This window comes from Ruegeria sp. CI8 (genome assembly GCF_056536865.1).
In genome coordinates this window covers 93,704-118,848 of record NZ_JBQFQL010000004.1, presented here as the reverse complement: position 1 = coordinate 118,848, position 25,145 = coordinate 93,704, and the positions used below count along the sequence as shown (strand labels likewise).

Below are 25,145 nucleotides of genomic sequence, written 5' to 3'. Positions count from 1 at the left end.
CTCTCGGTTTCGTGAAGGCGCGGCATTCTGGCAACAACGCAAAAGGCGCCGCACGGGGCGACGCCTTCGAAACCGGAATGAACCAGCAAATGTTGACGCTAGGTCAACCCAGCGCTTTGACGCGCGCCGACAGGCGCGACATCTTGCGGGCTGCGGTGTTCTTGTGGAACACGCCTTTGGTGACGCCGCGCATCAGCTCGGGCTGGGCCGCGCGCAGAGCGGCGGTTGCCGCGTCCTTGTCGCCGGATGCGATTGCTTCTTCGACCTTGCGCAGGAAGGTGCGGATGCGCGAACGACGTGCTTTGTTGATTGCATAACGCTTCTCGTTCTGACGAGCGCGTTTCTTTGCCTGGGGCGAGTTTGCCATGTGTCTCTGACCTTTGTTCGGTACGTTTTTCTAGGGTTGCACGTCACGGAATTACCCGCACCGGATCAGAAATCACGAGTGTGAATCGGGCCAAGCGGGCCGCACGCGCATGTATGGTGGCGGTCAATAGCCAAGTTTTCAGACTTTGCCAAGCCGATTCTTGGCCTTGTTGCTCGCCACGAAAAAAGGCGGGCAACGCCCGCCTGATCCTACCGTCCTGTCGGCGCCGGTTATTTGTCGCGGAACTGGGCCGCGCGCTTTTCAAGGAATGCGGCCATGCCTTCCTTCTGGTCTTCGGTCGCGAACATCGAGTGGAAGACGCGCCGCTCGAACAGCATGCCCTCGCTCAGCGGAACCTCGTAGCTGCGGTTGACCGCCTCTTTCGCGGCCATCGCGGTCAGCAGCGATTTCTCGGCAATCTTCTGGGCCGCGCCGGTCGCCTCTTCGATCAGCTTCTTGGCCGGCACCACGCGCGACACGAGGCCCGAGCGCTCGGCCTCTTCGGCATCCATGAAACGCCCGGTCAGGTTCATGTCCATCGCCTTGGACTTGCCCACGAACCGCGTCAGGCGCTGGCTGCCGCCCATCCCGGCGATGACGCCCAGATTGATCTCAGGCTGGCCGAACTTGGCGGTGTCTGCGGCGATGATGAAATCGCACATCATGGCCAGCTCGCACCCGCCGCCCAGCGCATAGCCCGCGACCGCCGCGATGATCGGCTTGCGGATCGCGGTGATCCGGTCATTGGCGTCTGCGAAAAGGTTGGTGGTGTAGACATCGACAAAGCTAATCTCGGACATCTCCTTGATGTCCGCGCCCGCGGCGAATGCCTTTTCCGATCCGGTGATGACGATGCAGCGCACCTTGTCATTGGTGTCCGCGTCCTCGAGCGCCTCGCACAGCTCACCCAGAAGCTGAGTGTTCAGCGCGTTCAACGCATCGGGTCTGTTGAGCTTGATTAGGGCGACGTGGTCTTCGATTTCGACGATGATCGTCTCAAAAGCCATGAGGTCTGAGCTTTCGGTTGTTCCGTTCAGGTCCAATTCCTTACCACGCGGAAAACTCGGATCAAGCTATCTTTGGCATTGCGCGCAATAGAAGGTCGACCGCCCCGACTGGGTGATTCTGCGGATTTCGGCCCCGCAGCCCTCGGTCCGGCAGGGCTGCCCCTCGCGCCCGTAGACGTCGAATCTGTGCTGAAAATATCCAAGCTCTCCATCGGCTTGCCGGAAATCGCGCAGCGAGGATCCGCCGGCCTCGATGGCCTCGGCCAGCACCGTCCGGATCACCGGAACCAGGGCCTCGACCCGCCCGGCCGAGATCTGACCCGCCTTGCGACGTGGCGACACTCTGGCGCGGTAGAGCGCCTCGCAGACATAGATGTTGCCCAGCCCGGCAACGATTCTCTGATCCAGCAGCGCCGCCTTGACCGGTGTGGCCCGGCCGCGGAAGGCCTCGATCAGATAGGTCTCGTTGAAATCGTTGCCCAGCGGCTCCGGCCCCAGCACGGCCAGCAGCTTGTGCTGCTCGGCGGTGGCCGTGGGCATCAGGTCCATCGCCCCGAACCGGCGCGGGTCATTGAAAGTGATGCGCGCGCCGTTGGCCATATGAAACACCACGTGGTCATGTTTCTGCGGCATCGGGTGATGATGCACGAACTGTCCCAGCGGATCGCCCGACACAGTCATGCGGCCCGACATGCCCAAGTGAATCAACAGGGTTTCGCCTCCGCTCAGATCGGCCAGGATGTATTTCGACCGCCGCCGCAGACGCTCGACCCGCTGGCCGGTCAGCCGTGCGGCCATCCGCTCGGGGAAGGGCCAGCGCAGATCCGGGCGGTTCACGTCCGCCCTTTCGATCACAACACCTTCCATCGCCGGGGCAAGGCCGCGTCTTACTGTCTCGACCTCGGGCAATTCGGGCATTAGACGGCTCCTATTCCAAAGGGCCGCATTGTGCCCCGGTTTCCAGGCCCTATAACAGAGACGAAATTCGACGAACGGCAAGGCTTATGTCCGACAACAGCGACAAGACCACTCATTTCGGTTTCGAAACCGTCCCCGAGGCCGAAAAGGCCGGGCGCGTGCAGGGCGTATTCAACTCGGTCGCGTCGAAATACGACGTGATGAACGACGTGATGTCGATGGGCATCCACCGGGTCTGGAAAGACGCGATGATGGACTGGCTGGCGCCACGCCCCGGCCAGCGCCTGCTGGACGTGGCCGGCGGCACCGGTGACATCTCGTTCCGCTTCCTCAAGCGCGCGGGCCACGGCCATGCCACCGTTCTGGATCTGACCGAGCCGATGCTGATCGAGGGTCGCAAACGCGCCGAGGCCGCACAGATGGCCGACAGCCTGGACTGGGTGGTGGGCGACGCGATGGCCCTGCCGTTCGAGGACAACACCTTTGATGTCTACACCATTTCCTTCGGCATCCGGAACGTGACCCGCCCGCAAGAGGCCCTGAACGAGGCCTACCGCGTGCTCAAGCCCGGCGGCCGCCTGATGGTGCTGGAGTTCAGCCAGTTGCCCAATGACGGGCTGCAGAAACTCTATGACCTCTACAGCTTCAACGTGATCCCGCGCATGGGTAAGCTGATCGCGAACGACTACGACAGCTATCAATACCTGGTCGAGTCGATCCGCAAGTTCCCCGATCAGGATACCTTTCTGGGCATGGTGCGCGCCGCCGGATTCGAAAACGCGAAATACCGCAACCTCAGCATGGGCATCGCGGCCCTGCATTCCGGCTGGAAGATCTGACCCATGCGCGGCCCCCACAACATCATCCGCCTGATCCGCACGGGCGCCACGCTGGAGCGCACCGGCGCCATGAACGTGGTGCTGGACGCGTTCGAGGCTCCGCGCGCGTTGCGGATCCTGGCCCACACGCTTGGCAAACCGTTCCAGTGGCTGGGCTACAAGGGCGACCCGACCATGCCACCGGCCACCCGGGCGCTGACCGCCCTGGGCCCGGCCTACATCAAGTTCGGTCAGGTCCTGTCCACGCGCCCCGATGTCGTCGGCGAAGAGCTGGCCGAACAGCTGCGCGTCCTGCAGGACAAGCTGCCCCCCTTTCCACGCGACGTGGCCATGGCCGAGGTGGAAAAGGAGCTGGGCCAACCTCTGGATCAGATGTTCTCGGAGTTCAGCGAACCGATCGCGGCCGCCTCAATCGCGCAGGTCCACAAGGCGAAATTGGCCAGCACAGGCGAGGACGTGGCCGTCAAGGTCCTGCGCCCCGGAATCGAACGCGCGTTCCGCAAGGATGTGGATGCGTTCTATTTCGCCGCCCGGATCGTCCAGCTTTTCGCCCCCGGTGCGCGCCGACTGCGTCCGATGGAAGTGATCGAGCATTTCGACGGCGTCGTCCGCGGCGAACTGGATCTCAGGCTCGAAAGCTCGGCGGCCTCGGAATTTGCCGCCAACACGCAGAATGACGAAGGCTTCTGGCTGCCGCCCGTGGTCTGGTCGCTGTCCGCGCGCCGGGTCATGACGCTCAGCTGGGCTGACGGCATCCCCTTGGGCGACAACGACGCGCTGGACGCCGCAAATCACGACCGCCGCGACCTGGCCGAGCGTGTGCTGCGCCTGTTCCTGCTGCACGCCCTGCGCGATGGCTTCTTCCACGCCGACATGCACCAGGGCAACCTCAAGGTCGCCGCGAACGGCGACATCATCGCCTATGACTTCGGCATCATGGGCCATATCGACGAATACACCCGCCGCGTCTATGCCGAGATCCTCTTCGGCTTCATCCGCCGCGACTACAAGCGCGTGGCCGAGGTGCATTTCGAGGCAGGCTATGTCCCGGCTAACCAGGACGTCGATGAATTCGCCCGCGCCCTGCGCGCAGTGGGCGAGCCGATCTTCGGCATGGATGCGACCCATATCTCGATGGGCCGCCTGCTGAATTACCTGTTCGAGGTGACCGAACGCTTCGGCATGGAAACCCGCACCGAACTGATCCTGCTGCAACGCACGATGGTGGTGGTCGAAGGCGTTGCCCGCTCGCTCGACCCGCATATGAACATCTGGGAGGTCGCCCGCCCCGTGGTCGAGGACTATATCAAGCAGTCCATCGGCCCCCGCGCCGCCCTTCGTGATTTAGGAAAAACAGCGCTGGTTCTTGCACGGTTCGGGCCCCGCCTGCCTGATCTGGTCGAAAATGCCCTGATCGCTCAGACCCGCAAGGATGATCCCTCCGGGTCAGATTTCTGGCCCAAGGCCATTCCCGCCGCGATCGGAGCAGCCGCCGGGGCAGTGGCCGTCCTGATCCTTGCGGGCCTGGGCTGACAGACGCCGCCGCTTTATCTGGCCAAAAATATCCTCGGGGGGAATCGCGCCCCGGCGCGATGGGGGGCAGACAGCCCCCCGGCCCAGCCTCGGATCAGAGCCGTTCGATGGCGATGGCAATCCCCTGCCCGCCACCGATGCACATGGTGATCAACCCTTTCGACCCACCGATGCGCTCCAACTCGTACAAAGTCTTCAGCGTGATGATCGCCCCGGTGGCCCCCACCGGATGACCCAGGGCGATGGCCCCGCCATTTGGGTTCACCTTCGCTGGATCGAGCCCCAGTTCCTTGTTCACTGCCAGCGCCTGGGCGGCAAAGGCCTCGTTGCTTTCGATCACGTCGAAATCGCCCGCCGACAGGCCGGTTCGCTCCAAAAGGTTGCGCACGGCCGGAACCGGGCCGATCCCCATCACTTCGGGGCGAACGCCGGCATGGGCATAGCCTAGGATGCGCGCCTTGGGCGTCAGGCCGGCTTTCTCGGCGGCATCGGCCGTGGCCAGAACCATCGCCGCCGCGCCGTCATTGATGCCCGAGGCGTTGCCCGCGGTCACACGCCCGTCCTTCTGGAACACCGGGCGCAACCCGGCCAGGGCTTCGGCCGTGGTGGCCTTGGGATGCTCGTCGACCTTGAAATCGACCATGTCGCGCTTGACCTTGACCTGCACCGGCGCGATCTGGCTGTCGAAATAGCCCGCCTCGATCGCAGCCGCCGCGCGCTGCTGGCTGGCCAGCGCAAACGCGTCCATCTCCTCGCGCGTGATCTGGTGTTCATCGGCAACGTTCTCGGCGGTGACGCCCATATGCCCGGTGCCAAAGGGGCAGTTCAGCGCGCCCAGCATCATGTCCAGCGACTTGATGTCGCCCATCTTGGCGCCCCAACGCGCCTGCGGAACGATGTAAGGGCTGCGCGACATGCTCTCGGCGCCGCCGGCCACGGCAAATTCGGCATCCCCCAGCATCAGCGATTGAACTGCCGATACGATGGCCTGCGCGCCCGACCCGCACAGCCGGTTCACGTTCATCGCCGGGGTGCCGTTCGGAATGCCCGCCTGCATCGCCGCGACGCGGGACAGGTACATGTCGCGCGGCTCGGTGTTGATGACATGTCCGAACACCACATGCCCGATCCGGTCGCCTTCGACGCCGGATTTCTCAAGCGCGGCCTTGGTCACGACGGTGGCCAGATCAATCGGCGGGGTCGCGGCCAGCGACCCTCCGAACGTACCGATTGCGGTGCGGGCACCGTCCAGAATCACGATGTCGGTCATGTCTCTCTCCTCTTGGATTTGCGCGCAGTATGCACCCGCAGCATGGGCCTGTCGCGCGGGACGTTCCGTCATCGGCGGAATTGACAATTCACGCCCGGACGCGCAAGAAATTCCGCCATGACGGAAAACTCAGACGATATCCTGACACGCCTGCCCGCCCGCCTGAAAGAGGCCCGGCGCGCCAAGGGACTGTCACTGGAAGCGGTGGCCAATCTCAGCGGCGTGTCCCGGTCGATGGTCAGCCAGATCGAACGCGGCGAAAGCAGCCCCACGATCTCGACCCTGTGGAACCTGACCCGTGCGCTACAGGTCGATTTCGCCGGTCTTCTGGAAGAGTCCGAGACCACCGACCAGATCGAAGTGCTGCGCAGCGCCGAGGTGCCCAGCATCGACAATATGGGCCAATCCTGCCGGATCCGCATCCTCTCGCCACCCGAGGAGGCCGGCGGCCACGAGGTCTATGATATACGGTTCGACGCAGGTGGCGCACTGAACAGCCAGCCCCATGCCCGCGGTGCGCGCGAACAGCTGACCGTGCTGGAAGGGACCGTCCGCGTCACCTCGGGCGCCGCGACGATGGAACTGCGCCAGGGCGACACGGCCCGGTATGCGGCCGATGTGGCCCACGCCATCGCGGCGCCGGACGGACCCGCCCGCGTGTTCCTGATCGTCAAGAACGCCTGATCCGCACATATCGGCCAATTTCCGCCTTCACGGATTTTTTTCCGCCATACTGAAAATCTCCTATTTGGGAAGCGCGTCCGTTATGTTAGATACGCGACTCAGAAGAAGGAGATCGCCATGGCTGATGCATTCCTGTCCCACGTTTCGGACACCCTCTCGCAGATCAAGGCGGAAGGCCTGTACAAGACGGAACGAATGATCACCTCGCCCCAAAGCGGCGAGATCACGGTGGGCGGACGTCAGGTCATCAACCTGTGTGCCAACAATTACCTGGGTCTGGCCGACCATCCGGCGCTGATCGAGGCCGCGAAGAACGCGATGGAGCCCAAGGGGTTCGGCATGGCCTCGGTCCGGTTCATCTGCGGCACGCAGGACATCCACCGCGAGTTGGAGCAGCGGTTGGCCAAGTTTCTGGGCAAGGACGATTCGATCCTGTTCGCGGCCTGTTTCGACGCCAATGGCGGGTTGTTCGAACCCCTGCTGGGACCCGAGGATGCCATCATCTCGGACAGTCTGAACCATGCCTCGATCATCGACGGGGTGCGGCTGTGCAAGGCCAAACGCTATCGCTACATGAACAATGACATGAACGACCTCGAGGCCTGGCTGAAACAGGCGCGCGAGGACGGGGCGCGGCACATCATGATCGCCACCGACGGAGTGTTCTCGATGGATGGCTACCTGGCCAACCTGCCCAGGATCCGCGAACTGGCCGACAAATACGACGCGGTGGTGATGGTCGATGACTGCCACGCCACCGGCTTCATGGGGCCGCGCGGCGCGGGCACGCCGGATCATTTCGGCGTGGACGTGGACATTCTGACCGGGACATTGGGCAAGGCACTTGGGGGGGCAATCGGCGGTTACATCGCCGGGCCGCAGCCAGTGATCGACCTGCTGCGGCAGCGGGCGCGGCCCTATCTGTTCTCGAATTCGCTGCCGCCTTCCATCGTCGCCGCCGGGCTCGAGGCGATCCGCCTGGTCGAAGAGGGCGACATGCTGCGCAAGCAACTGTTCGGCAACGCGAAATACTGGCGCGCCGGGCTGGAGAGGCTGGGGTTCGACTTGCTGCCGGGTGAACATCCGATCATCCCCGTGATGCTGGGCGAGGCGCAGCTGGCGCAGGACATGGCCGCCCGCCTGTTCGACGAAGGCGTCTATGTCTCGGGCTTCTTCTTCCCGGTGGTCCCGCGTGGCCAGGCCCGCATCCGCACCCAGATGAACGCGGCGCTGACCCGCGACGAGTTGGACCGCGCTCTGGCCGCCTTCGGCAAGGTCGGAAAGGCGTTGGGGGTCATCTGATGGTTCTGAACTCGGTCATCGACGCGATCGGCGATACGCCCCTGATCGAGCTGTCCCGGGTTTGCCAAATTCTGGATCTGGACGGCCGTATTCTAGCAAAGCTGGACTATCTGCTGCCGGGCTTTTCGAAAAAGGATCGGGCCGCCCGGTCCATCATCGAACAGGCCCGCGCCGACGGCAGCCTGATCCCGGGGCAGACGGTGGTCGAGCTGACCTCAGGCAACATGGGCACCGGCCTGGCGATTGTCTGCGGCATTCTGGGGCACCCGTTCGTGGCGGTCATGAGCGCAGGGAACTCGGTCGAACGCGCCCGCATGATGCGCGCCTTGGGCGCCGAGGTGGTGATCGTCCCTCAGGCCGAAGGCGGCAAACCGGGCGAAGTCTCGGGCGCCGACCTGGCGCTGGTGGATGACGCCGCCCGCCGCATCACCGCCGAGCGCAACGCATTCCGCGCCGATCAGTTCGGCCACGCGGGCAACCCCAAGGCCCATGCCGCCGGGACGGGTCCGGAAATCTGGGCCCAATCAGCAGGTGCCGTGACAGCCTTTTGTGATTTTGCCGGCTCTGGCGGCACACTTGCCGGGGTCTCTGACTACCTGTCACCCCTTGGGGTGCGGTGCTATGCGGTCGAGCCCGACGGCGCTCGTGCCTTGGCCGGTGAACCCGTCCGTGCGCCCGATCATCCGATCCAGGGCGGTGGTTATGCGATGTCGGTTCTGACGCATCTGAACGGAGCGAAATTGGCCGGTCATCTGTCCGTCACCGGCGCATCAGCGCGCAACGCCGCCCGCCTGTTGGCCCGCACCGAAGGCATCTTTGCGGGCTTTTCCGCCGGGGCGAACCTGGCTGCCGCCATCGACCTGCTGCGTGGCCCCGAACGCGGTGGCTGCATCGCCATCGTGATGTGTGACAGCGGCTTGAAATACCTGTCGACCGATTTGTGGGAGTGATCCGGATGCGACCCAACACGATGAAAGCGCTGGAGAAGTCCAGGCCCGAAGAAGGGCTGTGGATGGTACAGGCCCCGGTCCCCGAGATCGGCCCCGACGAGGTTTTGATCCGCGTGAAAAAGACCGGGATCTGCGGCACCGACATCCATATATGGAACTGGGATGAATGGGCGTCGCACACGGTGCCCGTTCCCATGATCACCGGCCACGAATTCGCCGGCGAGATCGTCGAGCTGGGCCGCAACGTGACCGGGTTGAAGATCGGCCAGCGCTGCTCGGGCGAGGGTCACCTGATCGGCACCGACAGCCGCCAGAGCCGCGCGGGCAAGTTCCACCTTGACCCGGGCACGCGCGGGATCGGGGTGAACGAACAGGGCGCCTTTGCCCAATATCTCAAGCTGCCGGCCTTCAACGTGGTGCCCCTGCCCGACGACATCCCCGACGAGATCGGCGCGATACTCGACCCGCTGGGCAATGCCGTGCACACCGCGCTGAGCTTCGATCTGCTGGGCGAGGACGTGTTGATCACCGGCGCCGGCCCGATCGGGATCATGGCCGCCGCGGTGGCCCGCCACGCCGGCGCCCGGCATGTGGTGATCACCGACATCAACCCCGACCGGCTGGCGCTGGCGCAGCATGTCGTGCCCTCGGTCCGAGCGGTGAACGTGGCCAAGGAAGAGCTGCAATCGGTGATTTCCGACCTGGGCATGAGCCAGGGTTTTGACGTGGGGCTGGAAATGTCGGGCTCGCAGGCGGCGCTGGATCAGATGGTCGAGGCACTGGTGATGGGCGGCAAGATCGCCCTGCTGGGTATTCCGCCCGGAAAATCACCCGTCGACTGGAGCCGCATCGTGTTCAAGGCGATCACCATCAAGGGCGTCTACGGCCGCGAAATGTTCGAGACCTGGTACAAGATGATCGCGATGTTGCAGAACGGTCTGGATGTCAGCCGGGTCATCACCCATCGCTTTGCCGCCGATGACTTTGCGCAGGGCTTTGCCGCCATGAAGTCGGGAAAATCGGGCAAGGTGGTGCTGGACTGGGCCTGACCCTCTGGATAGTTGCAAACGCACCTTCTAGACAGGTGCGCACACATGCCGGGGAGGAAATGAAATGGCCGACAAAGCCAAGGGCGACCGCCCGCTGGAACGGGGAATCGAAGACACGCTGGTAACCGATTTCGCGGACACGCACCGCAAAAGCTATGGCGATTTCCTGCAACTCAAGACCCTGCTGAACTTGCAGAAAACCTTTCAGGACCCGGCCCAACCCGATGAGATGCTGTTCATCATCATCCATCAGGTCAGCGAGCTTTGGCTGAAACTGATGCACCATCAGCTGGTCGAGGTGCGCCGGTTTCTGCAGCAGGATGAGTTCGGCCCCGCGATGAAGAACCTGGACCGGATCAAGGCGATCCAGCGCCAGTTGATCGCCGCGTGGGAAACCCTGCTGACCATGACGCCCGCCGACTATATGACCTTCCGCAAGGCGCTGGGCAATTCATCCGGCTTCCAGAGCTACGGCTATCGCCAGATCGAGTTCATCCTGGGCAACAAGGACACCGCCACGCTGAAGGTGCATGAGCACGACCCCGAAGTGATGGAGATGCTGACCGCCGCTCTGGTCAAACCGTCGCTGTATGACGAGGTATTGCACATGCTGGCGCGGCAGGGGTTCGACGTGCCGCAGGACCTGCTGGACCGGGACTATTCAAAGACCTATTCCGGCGATCCGCGCATCGTGAAGATCTGGGCCGAGATCTACCGGAACACGGGCCGGTACTGGGACCTGTATGCGCTGGGCGAAAAGCTGATGGATGTGGAATCGCTGTTCCAGCGGTGGCGGTTCGACCATGCGACCGCCGTGGAACGTGTGATCGGCATGCAGCCAGGCACTGGCGGCTCCAGCGGCGTGGCTTTTCTGCGCAAGGCGCTGGAGCTGCGATTCTTCCACGACCTTTATGACGTGCGCACCGACCTGATGTACGGCGGACAGGGCTGAGCCATGCTGTATCGCGGATTTACCCAAGCCGAGCTGGAGCGCGAATACGCGCCCAGTTCGATGATCGGCGGCGACCTTGCCCCCTATCTGGCGGCCTATTCAGCGCTCAGCGCGCAGGCGCGGGCGCAACTGACGGTGCAAGAGACCCTCGGCTATGGCGACACTCCCGCGCAGGTGCTGGATTTCTTTCCCGCCCGCGCGCCCGGCGCACCGCTGCATGTGTTTATCCACGGCGGCTATTGGCAGGCGCTCAGCCAGCGCGACTCGGCGATGATGGCGCCCGCGCTGGTCCAAGGCGGGCAGGCCTTTGCGACGGTGAACTACACGCTCGCCCCCGACGCGCGGCTGTACCAGATGGTCGATGAATGCCGGACCGCGCTGATGTGGCTGGCCACTCGGGCCAAGTCGCTGGGGTTCGACGCCTCGCATGTCACCCTGTCCGGGCACAGCGCCGGCGCGCATCTGGCGGCGATGGTCATGGCGACCTCGGCCGACCAATTCGCCCGGATCGGCCTGCGGGTGCGCGAAGTCATCCTGATCAGCGGCGTCTACGACCTGGAACCGATCAGTCTGACCCCGGTCAACGATCCGCTGCAGTTGACTCCGGTCGAGCTGCACGACCTGTCCCCCATCCTGCGCCTGCCCGCGCCCGGGCCGCGTTATCGGGTCACGGTGGGCGAGCGGGACACGGGCGAGTTCATCCGCCAGAGCCGCGACTATGCCGAAGCGTTGCGCAAGGCCGGCCATGCCGTCAGCTTTGACCTGCAGCCGGGCACGCACCATTTCGACATCATCCTCAAGGACGGGACGTTTCTGAACGACCACCCCTGAAAACGAAAACGGCGGCCCTGGGGACCGCCGTTTCTTTCAATTTCGACCGGATCAATCCAGCGTGCGGGTGACTTCCTCACGCTCGAAGATCTCGATCACGTCGCCCGGGCGGATATCGTCGTAATTCTCGAACGCCATACCGCATTCCTGACCCGACTGAACCTCGGCCACTTCGTCCTTGAAGCGTTTCAGCGTCTTCAGCGTGCCTTCGTGGATCACCACGTTGTCGCGCAGCAGGCGCACGCCGGCCGAACGGCGGGCAACGCCCTCGGTGACCAGACAGCCGGCAACCTTGCCGACGCCGGTGACCTTGAACACTTCCTTGATCTCGGCATAGCCGATGAACTTCTCGCGGATCTCGGCGCTCAGCAGGCCCGAAGCGGCGGCTTTGACGTCATCCACCAGGTCGTAGATCACCGAGTAGTAGCGGATCTCGACGCCCTTCTGGTTGGCGGTGTTGCGCGCCGATGCGTTGGCCCGCACGTTGAAGCCAAAGACCGGAGCCCCCGACGCTTCGGCCAGGCCGATATCGGTTTCGGTGATGGCGCCGACGCCCGAGTGCAGCACGCGCACGCGCACCTCGTCGTTGCCGATCTTCTCCATCGCCTGCACGATGGCCTCGGCCGAACCCTGCACGTCAGCTTTGACCAGAATGGGCAGCTCGGCCACGTTCTCGTCTTCTTTGGCCTTCTGCATCAGCTGTTCCAGCGTGGTCGCGGCACCGGCGGCGGCGCGCTTGTCCTTGGCAACCTGCGCGCGGTACTCGGCGATCTCGCGGGCCTGCGCCTCGGTCTCGGTCACGTTCAGAACGTCACCGGCCTCGGGCGTACCGTTGAGACCCAGCACCTCGACCGGAACCGAAGGCCCGGCTTCCTGGACGCGCTCGCCCTTGTCGTTGATCAGCGCGCGGACCTTGCCGTACTGCTCGCCCACGACGAAGATGTCGCCCTGGCGCAGCGTGCCCTTCTGGACCAGAACGGTCGCGACCGGGCCACGGCCCACGTCCAGCTGCGCCTCGATCACGGCGCCTTGTGCGGCGCGGTTCGGGTTGGCCTTCAGCTCCAGAATCTCGGCCTGCAGCGCGATGGCTTCCAGCAGATCGTCTAGACCCTGGCCCGTGATGGCCGACACTTCGACATCCTGAACCTCGCCGGACATCTTCTCGACGATCACCTCGTGCTGCAGCAGGTCGGTGCGCACCTTGTCCGGGTTGGCCTCGGGCTTGTCGACCTTGTTGATCGCAACGATCATCGGAACACCGGCGGCCTTGGCGTGGTTGATTGCCTCGACCGTCTGCGGCATCACAGCGTCATCCGCCGCGACAACCAGCACCACGATGTCCGTTACCTGAGCACCGCGCGAGCGCATCGAGGTAAAGGCCGCGTGGCCCGGCGTATCCAGGAAGGTCAGCGTAGTGCCGTCGTTGGTCTGCACCTGATAGGCGCCGATATGCTGGGTAATGCCACCGGCCTCGCCCGCAACGACTTTGGCGTCGCGGATCGCGTCCAACAGCGAGGTCTTGCCGTGGTCGACGTGACCCATGATGGTAATGACCGGCGGACGGGGCTGCAGGTCTTCATCCTTGTCCTCGACATCCGAGATGACATCCTCGACATCCGCATCCGAAACCCGCACGACCTTGTGGCCGAATTCTTCGATGATCAGTTCGGCAGTGTCGGCGTCGATGGTCTGGTTTTGCGTGACCATCATACCCATGTTCATCAACGACTTGACGACATCGGCGACGCGTTCGGCCATACGGTTGGCCAGTTCCGATACGACGATCGCCTCGGGCAGTTGAACCTCGCGGATCACCTTTTCCCGTTCGACCGAGCCGCCCATGGCTTTCTGCCGCGCACGCTCCTGCTTGCGCTTCATCGACGCCATCGAACGCTGCCGACCACCTTCACCGCCCGACAGCGCCTGATTCAGGGTCAGCTTGCCCGAACGGCGGCCATCGTCACGGCCCTTGCCGCGGGTCTGACGCTGTTCGCGATCCGCCTTGCGCGGCGTTTCCGCTGGCGCAGGCTTGCTGGCCGCGGGGGCCTTGGCCTTGGGCGCCTCTTTCGCGGCCGCGGCTTCTGCTGCGGCGCGCTGAGCGGCTTCTTCGGCCTCTTTCTGCTTGCGCTCTTCTTCCTCGGCTTTCTGCCGGGCTTTCTCCTCGGCCTCGCGCTGTTCGCGCTCCTTGGCCTCCTGTTCGGCGCGGCGGCGTTCACGCTCTTCGGCGCGCGCCTTTTCCTCGGCCTCGCGGCGTTCGGCTTCCTCGGCCTCACGGGCCTTGGCCGCCTGCAACGCCTTCAGGCGCCGATTCATCTCGGCATCGGAAATCCCGGCCGGCCGGCGCGAAGGATCACCCGACGGCGCAGCGCCACCGCTGGGCTTGGACGCTCCCGGCTTGGGAACCACCACGCGCTTGCGTTTGGTTTCCACCACGACATTCTTGGTGCGTCCGTGGCTGAAACTCTGTTTCACATTCCCGGGGCGTGCCCCACCACGAAGACCCAATGTCTTTTTGCCGTCACTATCGCTCATAAAGCTTCTTACCCTTCCGCGCGGCCCTTGCCGCCGTCATCCATATCGCGCAAGCCACGCAGGCGCTGCGCTTCCTCTACAACACGTTTGGCGAGTCCGCCAGAGGCGAGCGCCGCATGAATCACCGTTTGGCGCCCAAATGCCGCCCCAAGCTCGTCTGCGGTCAGCCAGCCGATGTATTTCCCGAAATGCGGCGTGCTCAGCTTGGACTTGCCGCGCCCGGAACCATCGACCGCCTGAATCAGAACCCAGGCCTCTTCGCGATCAAGCCAGGACTTGACCTTTTCATACCCGGCGACCGCATCGCCGGACTTTCGCGCCAGGCTGATCAATTCGATCACGCGGCGCGACAATTGACGCTCCACCTCGTCCACAAGGTCCTGCGGTACAGTCACCTGCGCCTTGAACCCGCGTGCAAACAGCTTCTTGCCGACGGCCGTGTCCAGCGCCTTGCGATCCGCCGAGACATAAACGCCCCGACCCGGCAACTTGGACGCGACATCCGGGAAAACCTGCCCATCCGGGCCGGTTACAAAGCGGATCAGCCCGTACCGAGGCTGCACCTCGCCCGTGGCGATGCATTTCCGCTCTGGCCCTTCGGACCGTTCCTTATGGACGCCACCGCGACCCATGTGTGCCACCCGAGGCCTGGAATCAGGCCTCGGCCTCCTCGTCTGCTGCTTCGTCCTCGACGTCTGCCTCGGGCTGCTCCAGATCGGCGGGGTCGACCCAGCCCAACATGACCCGGGCGGTCATCACCAGATCCTGTGCCTCTTCCAGCGTCACGCCAAAGGGTTCGAGAATACCGTCATCCTTGACCCGCTGGCCATCAACCGTGGTCCAGCCTCCGGCCAGTTCCCAGTCAGCGCAGGTTGCAAAGTCTTCCAGCGTCTTGACGCCGTCCTTGGCAAGCGCCTCAACCATTTGGGGTGTCAGGCCCTCAAATTCAATAAGGCTGTCCTCGGCACCCAGGCTGCGGGCGCTGTCCAGCGCCGCCTTGGCCTGTGCCTCAAGGAATTCGCGCGCACGGGCCTGCAGCTCGTTTGCAGTGCCTTCGTCGACGCCATCGATCACCAGCAGTTCGTCCAGCTCGACATAGGCCACTTCTTCCAGGTTGGTGAAGCCTTCCGAGACCAGCAGCTGGGCAAAGAATTCGTCCAGGTCCAAGCTGTCCATGAACAGCTGCGTGCGGGCTTCGAACTCCTTCTGACGGCGCGCCGATTCTTCGGCCTCGGTCATGATGTCGATGTCCAGACCGGTCAGCTGGCTGGCCAGACGCACGTTCTGACCACGGCGACCGATCGCCAGAGACAGCTGTTCCTCGGGCACGACGACTTCGATCTTGCCTGCTTCCTCGTCCAGAACCACCTTGGAAACCTCGGCGGGTTGCAGCGCATTCACCAGGAAGGTCGGCTGGTCTTCGTTCCACGGGATGATGTCGATCTTTTCGCCCTGCAGCTCGTTCACGACGGCCTGCACGCGGCTGCCGCGCATACCAACACAGGCGCCGACGGGGTCGATCGAGTTGTCATACGAGATGACCGCGATCTTGGCACGCGAACCGGGGTCACGGGCCACGGCCTTGACCTCGATGATGCCGTCATAGATTTCCGGCACTTCCATCTTGAACAGCTCGGCCATGAACTCGGGCGCGGTGCGCGACAGGAAGATCTGGTGACCGCGCGTTTCGCGGCGCACTTCCTTGATGTAGGCGCGCACCCGGTCATTGGGGCGATAGCTTTCGCGGCCGATCTTGTCGTTGCGGCGCAGAACCGCCTCGGCCCCGCCCAGATCGACGATCACGTTGCCGAATTCCTCGCGCTTGACGGCACCGTTGATGATGGTGCCGACACGATCCTTGAAGTCTTCGTACTGGCGGTCACGCTCGGCCTCACGAACCTTCTGCAGGATCACCTGCTTGGCCGACTGAGCGGCGATCCGGCCCATTTCCACCGGCGGGACCTCTTCCACGAAGACGTCACCGATCTCGGGCGATTCCATGTATTGCTTGGCCTGCTCGACGGTCATCTCGGCCTGATAGTTCTCAAGCTCGTCATCCGCGACCACGGTGCGGACCCGGGTAAAGGTCGCCTTGCCGGTCTTGCGGTCGATGGACACACGGATGTCCATTTCCGCGCCGTAGCGGCTCTTGGCGGCACGGGCGAGCGATTCCTCCATCGCTTCGACGACCAGACCGGGGTCGATCATCTTTTCGCGGGCCACAGCCTCGGCGGTCTGCAACAGCTCAAGCTGGTTTGCTGAGGTGATTGCCATCAGTTCGTCTCCTCTTCGGACCCTTCGGTCTCAATCTCGTCGAAAGCGTTTTCGTTCAGGGCGCCGGCGTCTTTGCGCTGGCGCAGCATTTCCTTGATCAGGTCATCGGTCAGGACCAGCTTGGCGTCGCTCAGCCAGTCGAATTGCAGACCGATGGTCACGGTTTCTTCGCCGTTGGGGATGTTGATCAGAACCTCATCCCCTTCGACACCGGCCAGTTCCCCCTTGAAGCGGCGGCGGCCGTCGATCAGTTCGGTGGTTTCCAGCTTGGCTTCGTAGCCCTCGAACATCTCGAAATCCTTCAGCCGCGTCAGCGGCCGGTCGATGCCGGGACTGGACACCTCGAGCGTATAGGCGTCAAGGATCGGGTCCTCGACGTCCAGCGTGGCGCTGACCGCGTTCGAGATCTCGGCGCAGTCATCCACCTCGATGCCGCCATCGGGCTTGTCGGCCATGATCTGCAGCGTGGTCTGCTTGCCGCTCATCAGGCGGATGCGGACCAACTCATATCCCAGATCCTCGATCACCGGAGTGATGATCTCGGCCAGTCGTCGGTCGATCGCCGCCTTGGCTATCAGGTCGTTTGTCATATGGTGCTCTACCCTTCAATCGGGCACAAAAAAACGGGCGCGCGGCCCGTCGAATTTTCCGGTGGAGCCTCGGACCAGAAGTCCGACACGCCGCTGTTGCAACTGCATATACGCAGGACGCCCCGAGTCTGCAACCCCTGCCGTCAACCAACGGACAATCCGCGTCAGTTTTCAGGTCGGTCTCAGGCCATCCACCAGCGTTCCGCGATGCGCCCATCGTCCAACGGCGCGCCCCGCCCGATCCGGCGTGGCAGACCCACGGTGCCGGAGATTGCCAGCGACATCTCTGATTCGTTGGGGAAGAACCGCACGCCACCCAGACCGCGCAGCCCTTGCGCCGCCGGCAGCACCGACACGTCCACATAGCGGTCACGCAGCGCCTCGGCCCGCACGGCCGGGTCGGGGATCACGATGATGTCGACCGCCTCCAGCCAGCCGGCACGGCCATCCTTGTAGTGGCCCGCGACCCGGCGGCCGCGGAAATGGCGCCCGTCTTCGGCCCGTTCGACCCGGTAACTCCCGGTGCCGTTCGCCTGCCGCAGCGGCGAAACGCTCTGCCCGTCGCGGGTAATGACGAACCGGGTATCGGCCAGCAGGAAAGGCAGGCCGGGGTTGGGCTCGGCCAGTTCGATCCGTATGCGGTCCGGCGCCAGGGCTTCGGCGCGCCCGACCTCGGACATGACCGCCAGAACATCCCCGGCCGTCAGCGCCGCACCGTCGTGAAACACTGCATCCGCACGCAGGTCGAAGGTCCAGACCCGGGCCTCGGAATCGGTCTGCCATGCGGTCGCCAGCTCGCCGCGCAGAGTGCCGTCCGGCGCGATCTCGGTCAGGGTGTCGAACACCGCACCCCGGGCCAGCCGGTCCAGGCTGTCATCGCGCGGCACGGCGATGCGCAGCACGCCGCCCGATTTCGGCGTATCCGCCAGCGAGGCCCCCGTCGCGGCCAGCAGGGCTGCGGCGGCACCCGAGGTGAACAGAGCACGGCGGTCGATGCGGGTCATGCAACCTCCTGCGCGGTTCGGTCCATGATGCGCACCAGTTCGGCGCTGATCCCAGGCTCCGACAGGGCGTGACCGGCCTGCCGCACCATCTTCAGCTCGGCCTCGGGCCATTTCTCGGCCAGGCTCCAAGCCGCCTGCGGGGGGCAGATCATGTCGTACCGGCCTTGCACGATATGGCCGGGGATATGCGCGATCCGGTCCATCCGGTCCAGAATCTGGCCGTCATGTTCCAGAAACGCCTTGTTGATGAAATAGTGATTCTCGAGCCGCGCGAAGGTGCGCGCATATTCGCCGGGGCTTTCACCGACGGCCCCGTTCGTGTGGATCGAGGCCAGCGCGTTTTCCCAGTGCGACCAGGCGCGGGCGTACAGGATCTCAGTCGCGCGATCGCCCGAAAACAGCCGCTTGTTGTAGGCGCCGATTGTGTCGGACAGTTCCGAGTCGCGCAGCAGGGAGGTGAAGCGCGCCCATTGCTCGGGCCAGAACTTGCCGGCCCCGCCGCCATAGAACCAGTCAAGCTCCGCCTGCGTGGCCAGAAACACGCCGCGCAGAACCAGGCGGGTCACCCGGTCGGGGTGGGTTTGGGCATAGATCAGCGCCAGCGTGGCGCCCCAGCTGCCGCCGAATACGATCCAGTCGTCGATCTCGAACAGTTTCCGCAGGCGCTCGATATCGGCCACCAGGTGCCACGTCGTGTTGTTCTCGACCGAGGCCGTGGGCCGCGACCGGCCGCAGCCGCGCTGGTCGAACAGAATCACCCGGTAGACCTCGGGGTCGAAATAGCGCCGCATGGCCGGGCTGCAGCCGCCGCCGGGGCCGCCATGCAGAACCACCACCGCAATCCCGTCGGGATTGCCGCATTGTTCCACATAGATGCGGTGCCCGTCGCCCATATCCACCACGCGCTGGTCGAACGGATCGACCGGCGGGTAAAGATATTGCACTGCGCGCTTTTGGTCCGGGTACTTGTCCATTATGGCCCTATATAGTCCTACAGCGTAAAAGAGCACACGGAGACAGGAATGCAAGCGCATCCGAACACGGTGGACCCGTCCGAGATCGCAAAATTCGAGGCCATGGCCGCCGAATGGTGGGACCCGCACGGGAAATTCAAACCTCTGCACATGCTCAATCCGTGCCGTCTGGACTATATCACACAGCAGATCGCGGGCGAATTTGACCGGGACCTGACGGCGGCGAAACCGTTCGAGGGCCTGCGCCTGCTGGATATCGGCTGCGGCGGCGGATTGCTGAGCGAGCCGATGGCGCGGCTGGGGGCCGAGGTCGTGGGCGCCGACGCGGCCGAGCGCAACCTGCCCGTCGCTCGAATCCATGCCGAGCAATCCGGCCTGCAGATCGACTATCGCCACACCACCGCCGAGGCATTGGCCGACGCGGGCGAGCAGTTCGACGTGGTCCTGAACATGGAGGTGGTCGAGCATGTGGCCGATCCGCTGGCCTATCTGACAGCCGCGCAACAGCTGTTGAAACCCGGCGGGTTGGAAATCTGTTCCACCATCAACCGCAACCCGAAATCCTATGCGATGGCGATTTTCGGGGCCGAGGTCGTGATGCGCTGGCTGCCGCGCGGCACGCATGAATGGTCCAAATTCATCACCCCGGACGAGCTGTTCGACCTGCTGCGCCAAGCCGGTCTGGACCCGGTGGACCGCAAGGGATTCGTCTTCAACCCGATCACCTGGAGCTGGTCGATCTCGGACCGGGATCTGAGCGTGAACTATGTCACCGCCAGCGTGAAGCCGGGCTGAGGTCTATTCCTCTTCCAGCTTCATGCGCAGGTCGCGCAGAACCGGCAGGGTCGTGCGCACACGCTCAAGGCCCAACTCGCCCACGACCCGGTTGATCAGAGGCGCGATGGCCGAGATCGCCTGATCCCGCGCCCGGCGGCCGGCCGGGCTGATCGCCACCATCTTGCGGCGGGCATCGTCCCAATCGGGGCGGATGTGGATGTATCCGGCCCATTCCAGCTTGGCCAAAGTGTTGGTCATCGCCCCACGGGTCACATGGAATGTGCTGGCCAGTTGGGCAGGCGTCCGCTCGCCCCCCACGAACACCAGGTGGTTCAGCACCGAGAAATGCGAGATTTCCATGCCCTTGGGCAGCACCCGGCTCAGCCGGTTCCGCAGCAATTGGTCCGCGGTCAGGATCTCGCTGAACAGCGCGACCGCAAGGGCGTTGGTTTCGTCAGTCATTACCCGGTTCTGGATCAGGGCCCGTCGAACGGGCGAACATGTGTCAAGGACGGCACGCGCCGCCGTGCCTCTGTAACAGACCTATCATCCAGATCAAAAAAGTGAATGCCGGTCTGAGTGCCTGCGTCGATCAGCACCTCGCCCCAGGGCGACACGACCATGCTGTGCCCGTGGGTATGGCGCGTCTTGCCGCGGGTCTTGGGGTGTTCCCCGGTCTGCGCGGGGGCAATGACCCAACAGCCGGTCTCGATGGCGCGGGCGCGCAGAAGCGGCTCCCAATGGGCCGCGCCGGTCACCGGAGAGAACGCAGCCGGAACCGTCAGGATCGTGGCCCCGCCCTGTGCCAGCGCGGCGTGCAGATGCGGGAACCGGATGTCATAGCAGATGGTCATGCCGACCTTGCCGAAGGCGGTCTCGGCAATCACCGCCCGCGACCCGGGCCGATAGCTGGCCGATTCGCGAAAAGTCTCGGTCTCGGTGACCTGCACGTCGAACATGTGGATCTTGTCATAGCGCGCGACGATCCCGCCCTGCGGGTCGATCATGTAAGACCGGTTGGCGAACCGCCCGTCGGCGTCATGAGTCTTCAGCCCCAACGATCCGATCAGCAGCCACACGCCCAATTCCGCCGCCTGTTCGCGCAGGCCCGCCAGTGTGATGTCGTCTTCCTCGTGCTGCAGCACCTCGCGTTGGCGCGTTCCGCTGGTCGAAACGCAGTTGGTGACCTCGGGCGTCAGGATGAACGTCGCGCCCTTGCCCGCGGCCTCGTCCATCATGGCGCGCACCATGTCCAAGTTCGCGGCCGGGTCGTCCGACGAGGTGATCTGCAGCAGGGCGGTTCTCATCAGGCGGCCAACAGCGGGTCCAGCTTGCCGGCCTGTTCGAGTTCGTACAGATCGTCGCAGCCACCGACATGGGTGTCGCCGATGAAGATCTGAGGCACCGTGCGCCGCCCGCCCGCCCGCTGGATCATCTCGGGCTTGCGTTTGGGGTTCATCAAAACGTCGATTTCCTCGAAGGCGACGCCTTTCTGATTCAGCAGCCGTTTGGCCGCGTGGCAAAAGCCGCACAGCGGCGAGGTATATATGACAACCGGTTTCATGGTCCGTTCCCTTGGATTTCGCGCAATCTAGGGGGAATTAGGCATCCTTGGCAACGCGCGCCAGTACCAACACGGAAATATGAGCCGCACCGGCCTCTTGGCAGGCATGGGTGCAGGCCGCCAGGGTCGCACCCGATGTCATCACGTCATCGACCAGCAACACATGGCGCCCCTTCAAGCGGTCCGCCCGGCGCGGATGCACGGTGATCGCATCGCGCAGCGTATCCGCACGCTCGGCCGCCGTTTTGCCTTCCAGCGGTGGGGTACGCCGCTTGCGTATCAACAGATCCGGACAGACCGGCAGGCCCGCCTCCTTTCCCAGTTGGAGCGACAAAAGAGCGGACTGGTTGTATCGGCGCTTCAGCAGCCGCGACCAATGCAGCGGCACCGGGGCGATCACCGTATCCGGTCGAAACAGGGTGCGACCCGCCTGCGCCATCCAACGCGCCGCAGGTTTTGCCAGTTCGGAACGATCCCCGTGCTTCAGGGCCAGAACCAGTGACCGCGCCCGTCCCTGGTACAGCAATGCCGCGCGCCCCTCGGCCCACGGTTGTGGGCGGCGCAAACAATCGTCGCAGTCGATTCGGTGACCATCATCGCTGCCAGGCACCGGCGCACCGCAACTGTGGCAGACCGTCCCGCCGATGAACGGGGTCTCGCGCCAGCACGGCCCGCACAGGCCGAAATCCGAGGCCGCCATCTCGCCGCAGCCGATGCAGCGTGGCGGATACACGACCTCGATCGCGGTTTGAATCCGCTGCCATATGCGATAATTGCGGCTTATGGATTTGCCAGCACCCAATGCACCCTCGCTGTTCGATCGCAAAGCGCTTGCGGCACACCGCGCGCGGATCAGCGACGAAGCCCTTTTTCTGCACCACGCCGCCATGGACGAGGTGCAGGATCGCCTTTCCATGGTTAACAAATCCTTTACTGCGCCAGCGATCGTAGCCCCCTACCCCGAGATTTGGGCGCCGGTCCTGCCGGGCGCCCGGGTCGTGGCCGATGCCGACGTGCTGGACCTCAAACCCGCTGCGCATGATCTGGTGGTCCATGCGATGGCCCTGCATTGGGCCAACGATCCGGTGGGACAGCTGATCCAATGTGCCCGCGCGCTGCAGCCCGACGGGTTGTTGTTGGTGGTGTGTCTGGGCGGTGAAACGCTATACGAATTGCGGGCCGCGCTGGGTCAGGCCGAGGTCGAGGTGACCGGCGGTCTCAGCCCCCGTGTCGCGCCGATGGCCGAGTTGCGAGATCTTGGCGCGCTGCTGCAGCGTGCGGGTTTTGCATTGCCTGTTGCGGACAAAGTGCCCCTGACGGCGACGTATCGCGACCTGTGGCACCTGATGCGGGACCTGCGCGCGATGGGTGAAACCAACGCCATGACCCAGCGGTTGAAACACCCGTCGCGCCGCGCGGTCTTTTCCCGGGCCCAAGAGATTTACGCCGCGCATTTCACATCTCCCGAAGGCCGGCTGAGTGCCACGTTCGAGCTGATCTGCCTGACGGGCTGGGCGCCGGATGCCAGCCAGCCCAAGCCGTTGCGCCCTGGCTCGGCCCAGATGAGACTGGCCGACGCCCTTGGCACGAAAGAAGGCAAACTGTCCGATTGACCCGCTGACCGAACCGATTATTTCAGCCTCTAAACCAGAATTCAGGAAGCTCACCATGTTCGATGCCACCCGCCCGGAACACGCTCCGGCAGACCACCCAAAAGTGAAGATGGGCCGTGTCGGCGTTCTTCTGGCCAATCTCGGCACCCCGGACGACTACAGTTATTGGCCGATGCGCCGCTATCTGAACGAGTTCCTGTCCGACCGGCGGGTGATCGACTATCCGGCCTGGAAATGGCAGCCGATCCTGCAGGCGATCATCCTGACCAAACGTCCCTTCAGCTCGGGCGCGGCGTACAAGTCGATCTGGAACCACGACAAGGGCGAAAGCCCGTTGATGACCATCACCAAGGACCAGACCGCCAAGATGCGTGCGGCGATGCAGGAACGCTATGGTGACAAGGTCATGGTGGATTTCTGCATGCGTTACGGGAACCCCTCGACCAAGTCGAAGGTCCGCCAGATGGTGGCCGAAGGCTGTGACCGCATCCTGTTCTTCCCGCTCTATCCGCAATATGCCGGCGCTACGACCGCCACCGCGAACGACCAGTTCTTTCGCGCACTGATGGACGAGGCTTGGCAACCCGCCAGCCGCACGGTGCCCGCCTATTTCGACGAGCCGGCCTATATCGACGCCCTCGCGCAGTCGGTCGAGACGGCCTATGCAGCGATGGAGACCAAGCCGGACGTTTTGGTGTGCTCCTATCACGGCATGCCGGAACGCTATCTGATGCAGGGTGATCCGTACCACTGCCAGTGCGCCAAGACGTCACGCCTGTTGAAAGAACGGCTGGGCTGGGCGGATGATCAACTGGTGACCACCTTCCAGTCGCGATTCGGGCCCGAGGAATGGCTGAAGCCCTACACCGTCGACCACGTCGCGGAACTGGCTCGGCAGGGCAAAAAGAACATAGCCGTCATCGCCCCGGCATTTTCGTCGGACTGCATTGAAACGCTGGAAGAGATCAACGAAGAGATCCGCGAAAGCTTTGAGCACGCCGGCGGCGAAAGCTTTACCTACATTCCCTGCCTCAACGACGAGGACGCGCATATCGCGGCCTTGGGCAAGGTTGTCGAGGACAACCTCAAAGGCTGGCTGGACTGAACCGGCCCGGAAACAAGCACGAAAAAAGGCGGTGGAAATCCACCGCCTTTCTTTTTTGTCGTAGTCCGTTGGACTTAGCCTGCGGCAACAGCTGCGGCAACAACGACCAGCAGGATCAGCGGCAGGATGATGCCCTGCGACGAGCCCTGGGTTTCTTCGACGACAACAGGTGCCTCAACAACCGGCTCTTCCAGGTTGCCAGCATATGCGGTCGAAGCAGCAGCGGTCAGTGCAGCAGCGAGTACAAGTTTCTTCATATTAACCTCCAGAGTTTGCGCGATCCCAATTGCGGAACCACACACCTAAGACTTACCTCGTGGTTTTTTCTAATCAGCAAAGCAGAACGAATGCAATTGCAACTTGCAGTGCAAGCGGGTTGGCGCGCGAAAATGTCGTCAAATTAGCAACACTTGCGTCCCGACCTTCGCCATGGCGTACAGCTCTGCGATGTTCTCGTTGAACAACCCGATGCACCCGTTCGACGACCGGCGGCCGATTTTCCGCGTATCGTGGGTTCCGTGGATCCGGTAATACTTCCAGCTGAGATACAACGCGTGCGTTCCCAGCGGGTTATCGGGCCCCGGAGGGATGTAATCCGGCCATTCCGGGTTTCTTTTCTTCATCGACGGCGTCGGCGACCAGCTGGGCCCTTCGACCTTGCGGATGACACTTGTGCGACCGCGGCGGGTCAGCTCTTCGGTCAGCGGAACCGAGGACGGGTACAGCTTGTAGACGGTCTGATCTTCCGACCAGTAGTGCAAAGCGCGGGAAACGGTGTCGACCAGAATCGCCCCGTTCCGGGTGTTCGAGAAGTAGGGCTGCCACTGCTGCGCCTTGAACCCCGACACGTTGCGGCGAACGGCCGGTTCAGGCTCGGGTGCAGGGCGCAATGGGTCGCCCGGGATGTATTGGGCGATCGCCGGGCTGGCGAGCAAAGACGATGCGCCTGCGAGGAATCCGCGGCGGGACGAAGAGAAAACGCGTTTCTTGACCATGGTGACAGGTCCTCT

27 protein-coding genes are annotated in these 25,145 nt (G+C 63.7%); 11 read left to right on the top strand and 16 right to left on the bottom strand.

Annotated elements, in window-relative coordinates:
* Nucleotides 1-103 precede the first annotated feature (103 nt).
* The 3 genes from rpsT to mutM form a co-directional block, all read right to left on the bottom strand.
* Nucleotides 104-367, bottom strand: a complete 264-nt coding sequence (gene rpsT / locus ACR0DA_RS15690) for a 30S ribosomal protein S20 (protein ID WP_093963612.1) — start codon at nucleotides 365-367, stop codon at nucleotides 104-106.
* Between the two features lie 230 nt (nucleotides 368-597).
* On the bottom strand, nucleotides 598-1,374 hold the full coding sequence (locus ACR0DA_RS15685; protein WP_480754819.1) for an enoyl-CoA hydratase: 777 nt from the start codon (nucleotides 1,372-1,374) through the stop codon (nucleotides 598-600).
* Between the two features lie 66 nt (nucleotides 1,375-1,440).
* A complete protein-coding gene (mutM, locus tag ACR0DA_RS15680; protein WP_480754818.1) occupies nucleotides 1,441-2,292 on the bottom strand; it encodes a bifunctional DNA-formamidopyrimidine glycosylase/DNA-(apurinic or apyrimidinic site) lyase in 852 nt (283 codons plus the stop codon).
* 86 nt (nucleotides 2,293-2,378) lie between these two features.
* Here mutM and ubiE point away from each other — a divergent pair, with 86 nt between their 5' ends.
* Nucleotides 2,379-3,131, top strand: coding sequence for a bifunctional demethylmenaquinone methyltransferase/2-methoxy-6-polyprenyl-1,4-benzoquinol methylase UbiE (gene ubiE, locus ACR0DA_RS15675; protein ID WP_170343119.1), 753 nt, complete (start codon nucleotides 2,379-2,381; stop codon nucleotides 3,129-3,131).
* A gap of 3 nt (nucleotides 3,132-3,134) precedes the next feature.
* A complete protein-coding gene (gene ubiB / locus ACR0DA_RS15670; RefSeq protein WP_480754816.1) occupies nucleotides 3,135-4,664 on the top strand; it encodes a 2-polyprenylphenol 6-hydroxylase in 1,530 nt (509 codons plus the stop codon).
* A 94-nt stretch (nucleotides 4,665-4,758) separates the two neighbouring features.
* Here the strand turns inward: ubiB and ACR0DA_RS15665 are convergent, their stop codons facing one another.
* A complete protein-coding gene (locus ACR0DA_RS15665; RefSeq protein ID WP_170373225.1) occupies nucleotides 4,759-5,934 on the bottom strand; it encodes an acetyl-CoA C-acyltransferase family protein in 1,176 nt (391 codons plus the stop codon).
* Nucleotides 5,935-6,051: 117 nt separating this feature from the next.
* Here ACR0DA_RS15665 and ACR0DA_RS15660 point away from each other — a divergent pair, with 117 nt between their 5' ends.
* The 6 genes from ACR0DA_RS15660 to ACR0DA_RS15635 all read left to right on the top strand — a co-directional run bounded on the left by ACR0DA_RS15660 (nucleotide 6,052) and on the right by ACR0DA_RS15635 (nucleotide 11,702).
* On the top strand, nucleotides 6,052-6,618 hold the full coding sequence (locus ACR0DA_RS15660) for a helix-turn-helix domain-containing protein (RefSeq protein WP_170343122.1): 567 nt from the start codon (nucleotides 6,052-6,054) through the stop codon (nucleotides 6,616-6,618).
* Nucleotides 6,619-6,735: 117 nt separating this feature from the next.
* On the top strand, nucleotides 6,736-7,920 hold the full coding sequence (locus ACR0DA_RS15655; protein WP_480633952.1) for a glycine C-acetyltransferase: 1,185 nt from the start codon (nucleotides 6,736-6,738) through the stop codon (nucleotides 7,918-7,920).
* On the top strand, nucleotides 7,920-8,870 hold the full coding sequence (locus tag ACR0DA_RS15650) for a PLP-dependent cysteine synthase family protein (protein WP_480633951.1): 951 nt from the start codon (nucleotides 7,920-7,922) through the stop codon (nucleotides 8,868-8,870). Before ACR0DA_RS15655 ends, ACR0DA_RS15650 begins: the two co-directional genes overlap by 1 nt.
* 20 nt (nucleotides 8,871-8,890) lie before the next feature.
* A complete protein-coding gene (gene tdh / locus ACR0DA_RS15645) occupies nucleotides 8,891-9,919 on the top strand; it encodes an L-threonine 3-dehydrogenase (protein ID WP_170367774.1) in 1,029 nt (342 codons plus the stop codon).
* A 64-nt stretch (nucleotides 9,920-9,983) separates the two neighbouring features.
* The gene (locus ACR0DA_RS15640; RefSeq protein WP_170359924.1) at nucleotides 9,984-10,871 is read left to right on the top strand and encodes a tryptophan 2,3-dioxygenase; all 888 of its coding nucleotides are present in this window, start codon (nucleotides 9,984-9,986) and stop codon (nucleotides 10,869-10,871) included.
* A gap of 3 nt (nucleotides 10,872-10,874) precedes the next feature.
* Entirely contained in the window at nucleotides 10,875-11,702 is an 828-nt protein-coding gene (locus tag ACR0DA_RS15635; protein ID WP_170367540.1) for an alpha/beta hydrolase, read from the top strand.
* Nucleotides 11,703-11,753: 51 nt separating this feature from the next.
* Here the strand turns inward: ACR0DA_RS15635 and infB are convergent, their stop codons facing one another.
* The 6 genes from infB to pip form a co-directional block, all read right to left on the bottom strand.
* Entirely contained in the window at nucleotides 11,754-14,234 is a 2,481-nt protein-coding gene (infB, locus tag ACR0DA_RS15630; protein WP_170343127.1) for a translation initiation factor IF-2, read from the bottom strand.
* An 8-nt stretch (nucleotides 14,235-14,242) separates the two neighbouring features.
* Entirely contained in the window at nucleotides 14,243-14,866 is a 624-nt protein-coding gene (locus ACR0DA_RS15625; protein ID WP_170343128.1) for an RNA-binding protein, read from the bottom strand.
* 22 nt (nucleotides 14,867-14,888) lie between these two features.
* Complete coding sequence (nusA, locus tag ACR0DA_RS15620) at nucleotides 14,889-16,508, bottom strand: transcription termination factor NusA (RefSeq protein WP_093963624.1); 1,620 nt, start codon at nucleotides 16,506-16,508, stop codon at nucleotides 14,889-14,891.
* Entirely contained in the window at nucleotides 16,508-17,098 is a 591-nt protein-coding gene (rimP, locus tag ACR0DA_RS15615) for a ribosome maturation factor RimP (RefSeq protein WP_170342422.1), read from the bottom strand. The genes nusA and rimP overlap by 1 nt, the downstream gene beginning before the upstream one ends.
* 182 nt (nucleotides 17,099-17,280) lie before the next feature.
* Nucleotides 17,281-18,102, bottom strand: coding sequence for an ABC transporter substrate-binding protein (locus tag ACR0DA_RS15610; RefSeq protein WP_170440201.1), 822 nt, complete (start codon nucleotides 18,100-18,102; stop codon nucleotides 17,281-17,283).
* The gene (gene pip, locus ACR0DA_RS15605; RefSeq protein ID WP_170359916.1) at nucleotides 18,099-19,076 is read right to left on the bottom strand and encodes a prolyl aminopeptidase; all 978 of its coding nucleotides are present in this window, start codon (nucleotides 19,074-19,076) and stop codon (nucleotides 18,099-18,101) included. Before pip ends, ACR0DA_RS15610 begins: the two co-directional genes overlap by 4 nt.
* A 48-nt stretch (nucleotides 19,077-19,124) precedes the next feature.
* Between pip and ubiG the strand changes: the two genes are divergently transcribed.
* A complete protein-coding gene (ubiG, locus tag ACR0DA_RS15600) occupies nucleotides 19,125-19,871 on the top strand; it encodes a bifunctional 2-polyprenyl-6-hydroxyphenol methylase/3-demethylubiquinol 3-O-methyltransferase UbiG (RefSeq protein ID WP_480754812.1) in 747 nt (248 codons plus the stop codon).
* Between the two features lie 3 nt (nucleotides 19,872-19,874).
* Here ubiG and ACR0DA_RS15595 read toward each other — a convergent pair whose 3' ends face one another.
* The 4 genes from ACR0DA_RS15595 to ACR0DA_RS15580 are packed head-to-tail and all read right to left on the bottom strand — an operon-like array spanning nucleotide 19,875 to nucleotide 22,159.
* Complete coding sequence (locus tag ACR0DA_RS15595) at nucleotides 19,875-20,315, bottom strand: MarR family winged helix-turn-helix transcriptional regulator (protein ID WP_170343133.1); 441 nt, start codon at nucleotides 20,313-20,315, stop codon at nucleotides 19,875-19,877.
* 14 nt (nucleotides 20,316-20,329) lie between these two features.
* The gene (locus ACR0DA_RS15590; protein WP_170367537.1) at nucleotides 20,330-21,160 is read right to left on the bottom strand and encodes a carbon-nitrogen hydrolase family protein; all 831 of its coding nucleotides are present in this window, start codon (nucleotides 21,158-21,160) and stop codon (nucleotides 20,330-20,332) included.
* Complete coding sequence (gene grxC / locus ACR0DA_RS15585) at nucleotides 21,160-21,417, bottom strand: glutaredoxin 3 (RefSeq protein WP_170342430.1); 258 nt, start codon at nucleotides 21,415-21,417, stop codon at nucleotides 21,160-21,162. The genes ACR0DA_RS15590 and grxC overlap by 1 nt, the downstream gene beginning before the upstream one ends.
* A 37-nt stretch (nucleotides 21,418-21,454) precedes the next feature.
* Nucleotides 21,455-22,159 carry a double zinc ribbon domain-containing protein gene (locus ACR0DA_RS15580; protein WP_480755035.1) on the bottom strand — a complete coding sequence of 235 codons (705 nt, stop codon included), beginning with the start codon at nucleotides 22,157-22,159 and terminating at the stop codon, nucleotides 21,455-21,457.
* Nucleotides 22,160-22,199: 40 nt separating this feature from the next.
* Between ACR0DA_RS15580 and ACR0DA_RS15575 the strand changes: the two genes are divergently transcribed.
* The gene (locus ACR0DA_RS15575) at nucleotides 22,200-23,030 is read left to right on the top strand and encodes a methyltransferase domain-containing protein (RefSeq protein WP_170343136.1); all 831 of its coding nucleotides are present in this window, start codon (nucleotides 22,200-22,202) and stop codon (nucleotides 23,028-23,030) included.
* Between the two features lie 55 nt (nucleotides 23,031-23,085).
* Nucleotides 23,086-24,135: a ferrochelatase gene (gene hemH / locus ACR0DA_RS15570; protein ID WP_480754811.1), complete on the top strand. Its 1,050-nt coding sequence runs from the start codon at nucleotides 23,086-23,088 to the stop codon at nucleotides 24,133-24,135.
* Between the two features lie 74 nt (nucleotides 24,136-24,209).
* Here the strand turns inward: hemH and ACR0DA_RS15565 are convergent, their stop codons facing one another.
* Together ACR0DA_RS15565 and ACR0DA_RS15560 are read right to left on the bottom strand one after the other, a co-directional pair.
* Nucleotides 24,210-24,392 (bottom strand): hypothetical protein, encoded by a 183-nt coding sequence (locus ACR0DA_RS15565; RefSeq protein ID WP_005979327.1) that lies wholly within the window; start codon nucleotides 24,390-24,392, stop codon nucleotides 24,210-24,212.
* A 138-nt stretch (nucleotides 24,393-24,530) separates the two neighbouring features.
* On the bottom strand, nucleotides 24,531-25,130 hold the full coding sequence (locus ACR0DA_RS15560; RefSeq protein ID WP_170365582.1) for a L,D-transpeptidase: 600 nt from the start codon (nucleotides 25,128-25,130) through the stop codon (nucleotides 24,531-24,533).
* Nucleotides 25,131-25,145 lie beyond the last annotated feature (15 nt).

Bases quoted from the DNA above. Each gene is read 5' to 3' on its own strand.
- rpsT (WP_093963612.1), bottom strand. From the start codon at position 367: ATGGCAAACTCGCCCCAGGCAAAGAAACGCGCTCGTCAGAACGAGAAG.
- ACR0DA_RS15685 (WP_480754819.1), bottom strand. From the start codon at position 1,374: ATGGCTTTTGAGACGATCATCGTCGAAATCGAAGACCACGTCGCCCTA.
- mutM (WP_480754818.1), bottom strand. From the start codon at position 2,292: ATGCCCGAATTGCCCGAGGTCGAGACAGTAAGACGCGGCCTTGCCCCG.
- ubiE (WP_170343119.1), top strand. From the start codon at position 2,379: ATGTCCGACAACAGCGACAAGACCACTCATTTCGGTTTCGAAACCGTC.
- ubiB (WP_480754816.1), top strand. From the start codon at position 3,135: ATGCGCGGCCCCCACAACATCATCCGCCTGATCCGCACGGGCGCCACG.
- ACR0DA_RS15665 (WP_170373225.1), bottom strand. From the start codon at position 5,934: ATGACCGACATCGTGATTCTGGACGGTGCCCGCACCGCAATCGGTACG.
- ACR0DA_RS15660 (WP_170343122.1), top strand. From the start codon at position 6,052: ATGACGGAAAACTCAGACGATATCCTGACACGCCTGCCCGCCCGCCTG.
- ACR0DA_RS15655 (WP_480633952.1), top strand. From the start codon at position 6,736: ATGGCTGATGCATTCCTGTCCCACGTTTCGGACACCCTCTCGCAGATC.
- ACR0DA_RS15650 (WP_480633951.1), top strand. From the start codon at position 7,920: ATGGTTCTGAACTCGGTCATCGACGCGATCGGCGATACGCCCCTGATC.
- tdh (WP_170367774.1), top strand. From the start codon at position 8,891: ATGAAAGCGCTGGAGAAGTCCAGGCCCGAAGAAGGGCTGTGGATGGTA.
- ACR0DA_RS15640 (WP_170359924.1), top strand. From the start codon at position 9,984: ATGGCCGACAAAGCCAAGGGCGACCGCCCGCTGGAACGGGGAATCGAA.
- ACR0DA_RS15635 (WP_170367540.1), top strand. From the start codon at position 10,875: ATGCTGTATCGCGGATTTACCCAAGCCGAGCTGGAGCGCGAATACGCG.
- infB (WP_170343127.1), bottom strand. From the start codon at position 14,234: ATGAGCGATAGTGACGGCAAAAAGACATTGGGTCTTCGTGGTGGGGCA.
- ACR0DA_RS15625 (WP_170343128.1), bottom strand. From the start codon at position 14,866: ATGGGTCGCGGTGGCGTCCATAAGGAACGGTCCGAAGGGCCAGAGCGG.
- nusA (WP_093963624.1), bottom strand. From the start codon at position 16,508: ATGGCAATCACCTCAGCAAACCAGCTTGAGCTGTTGCAGACCGCCGAG.
- rimP (WP_170342422.1), bottom strand. From the start codon at position 17,098: ATGACAAACGACCTGATAGCCAAGGCGGCGATCGACCGACGACTGGCC.
- ACR0DA_RS15610 (WP_170440201.1), bottom strand. From the start codon at position 18,102: ATGACCCGCATCGACCGCCGTGCTCTGTTCACCTCGGGTGCCGCCGCA.
- pip (WP_170359916.1), bottom strand. From the start codon at position 19,076: ATGGACAAGTACCCGGACCAAAAGCGCGCAGTGCAATATCTTTACCCG.
- ubiG (WP_480754812.1), top strand. From the start codon at position 19,125: ATGCAAGCGCATCCGAACACGGTGGACCCGTCCGAGATCGCAAAATTC.
- ACR0DA_RS15595 (WP_170343133.1), bottom strand. From the start codon at position 20,315: ATGACTGACGAAACCAACGCCCTTGCGGTCGCGCTGTTCAGCGAGATC.
- ACR0DA_RS15590 (WP_170367537.1), bottom strand. From the start codon at position 21,160: ATGAGAACCGCCCTGCTGCAGATCACCTCGTCGGACGACCCGGCCGCG.
- grxC (WP_170342430.1), bottom strand. From the start codon at position 21,417: ATGAAACCGGTTGTCATATATACCTCGCCGCTGTGCGGCTTTTGCCAC.
- ACR0DA_RS15575 (WP_170343136.1), top strand. From the start codon at position 22,200: ATGGATTTGCCAGCACCCAATGCACCCTCGCTGTTCGATCGCAAAGCG.
- hemH (WP_480754811.1), top strand. From the start codon at position 23,086: ATGTTCGATGCCACCCGCCCGGAACACGCTCCGGCAGACCACCCAAAA.
- ACR0DA_RS15565 (WP_005979327.1), bottom strand. From the start codon at position 24,392: ATGAAGAAACTTGTACTCGCTGCTGCACTGACCGCTGCTGCTTCGACC.
- ACR0DA_RS15560 (WP_170365582.1), bottom strand. From the start codon at position 25,130: ATGGTCAAGAAACGCGTTTTCTCTTCGTCCCGCCGCGGATTCCTCGCA.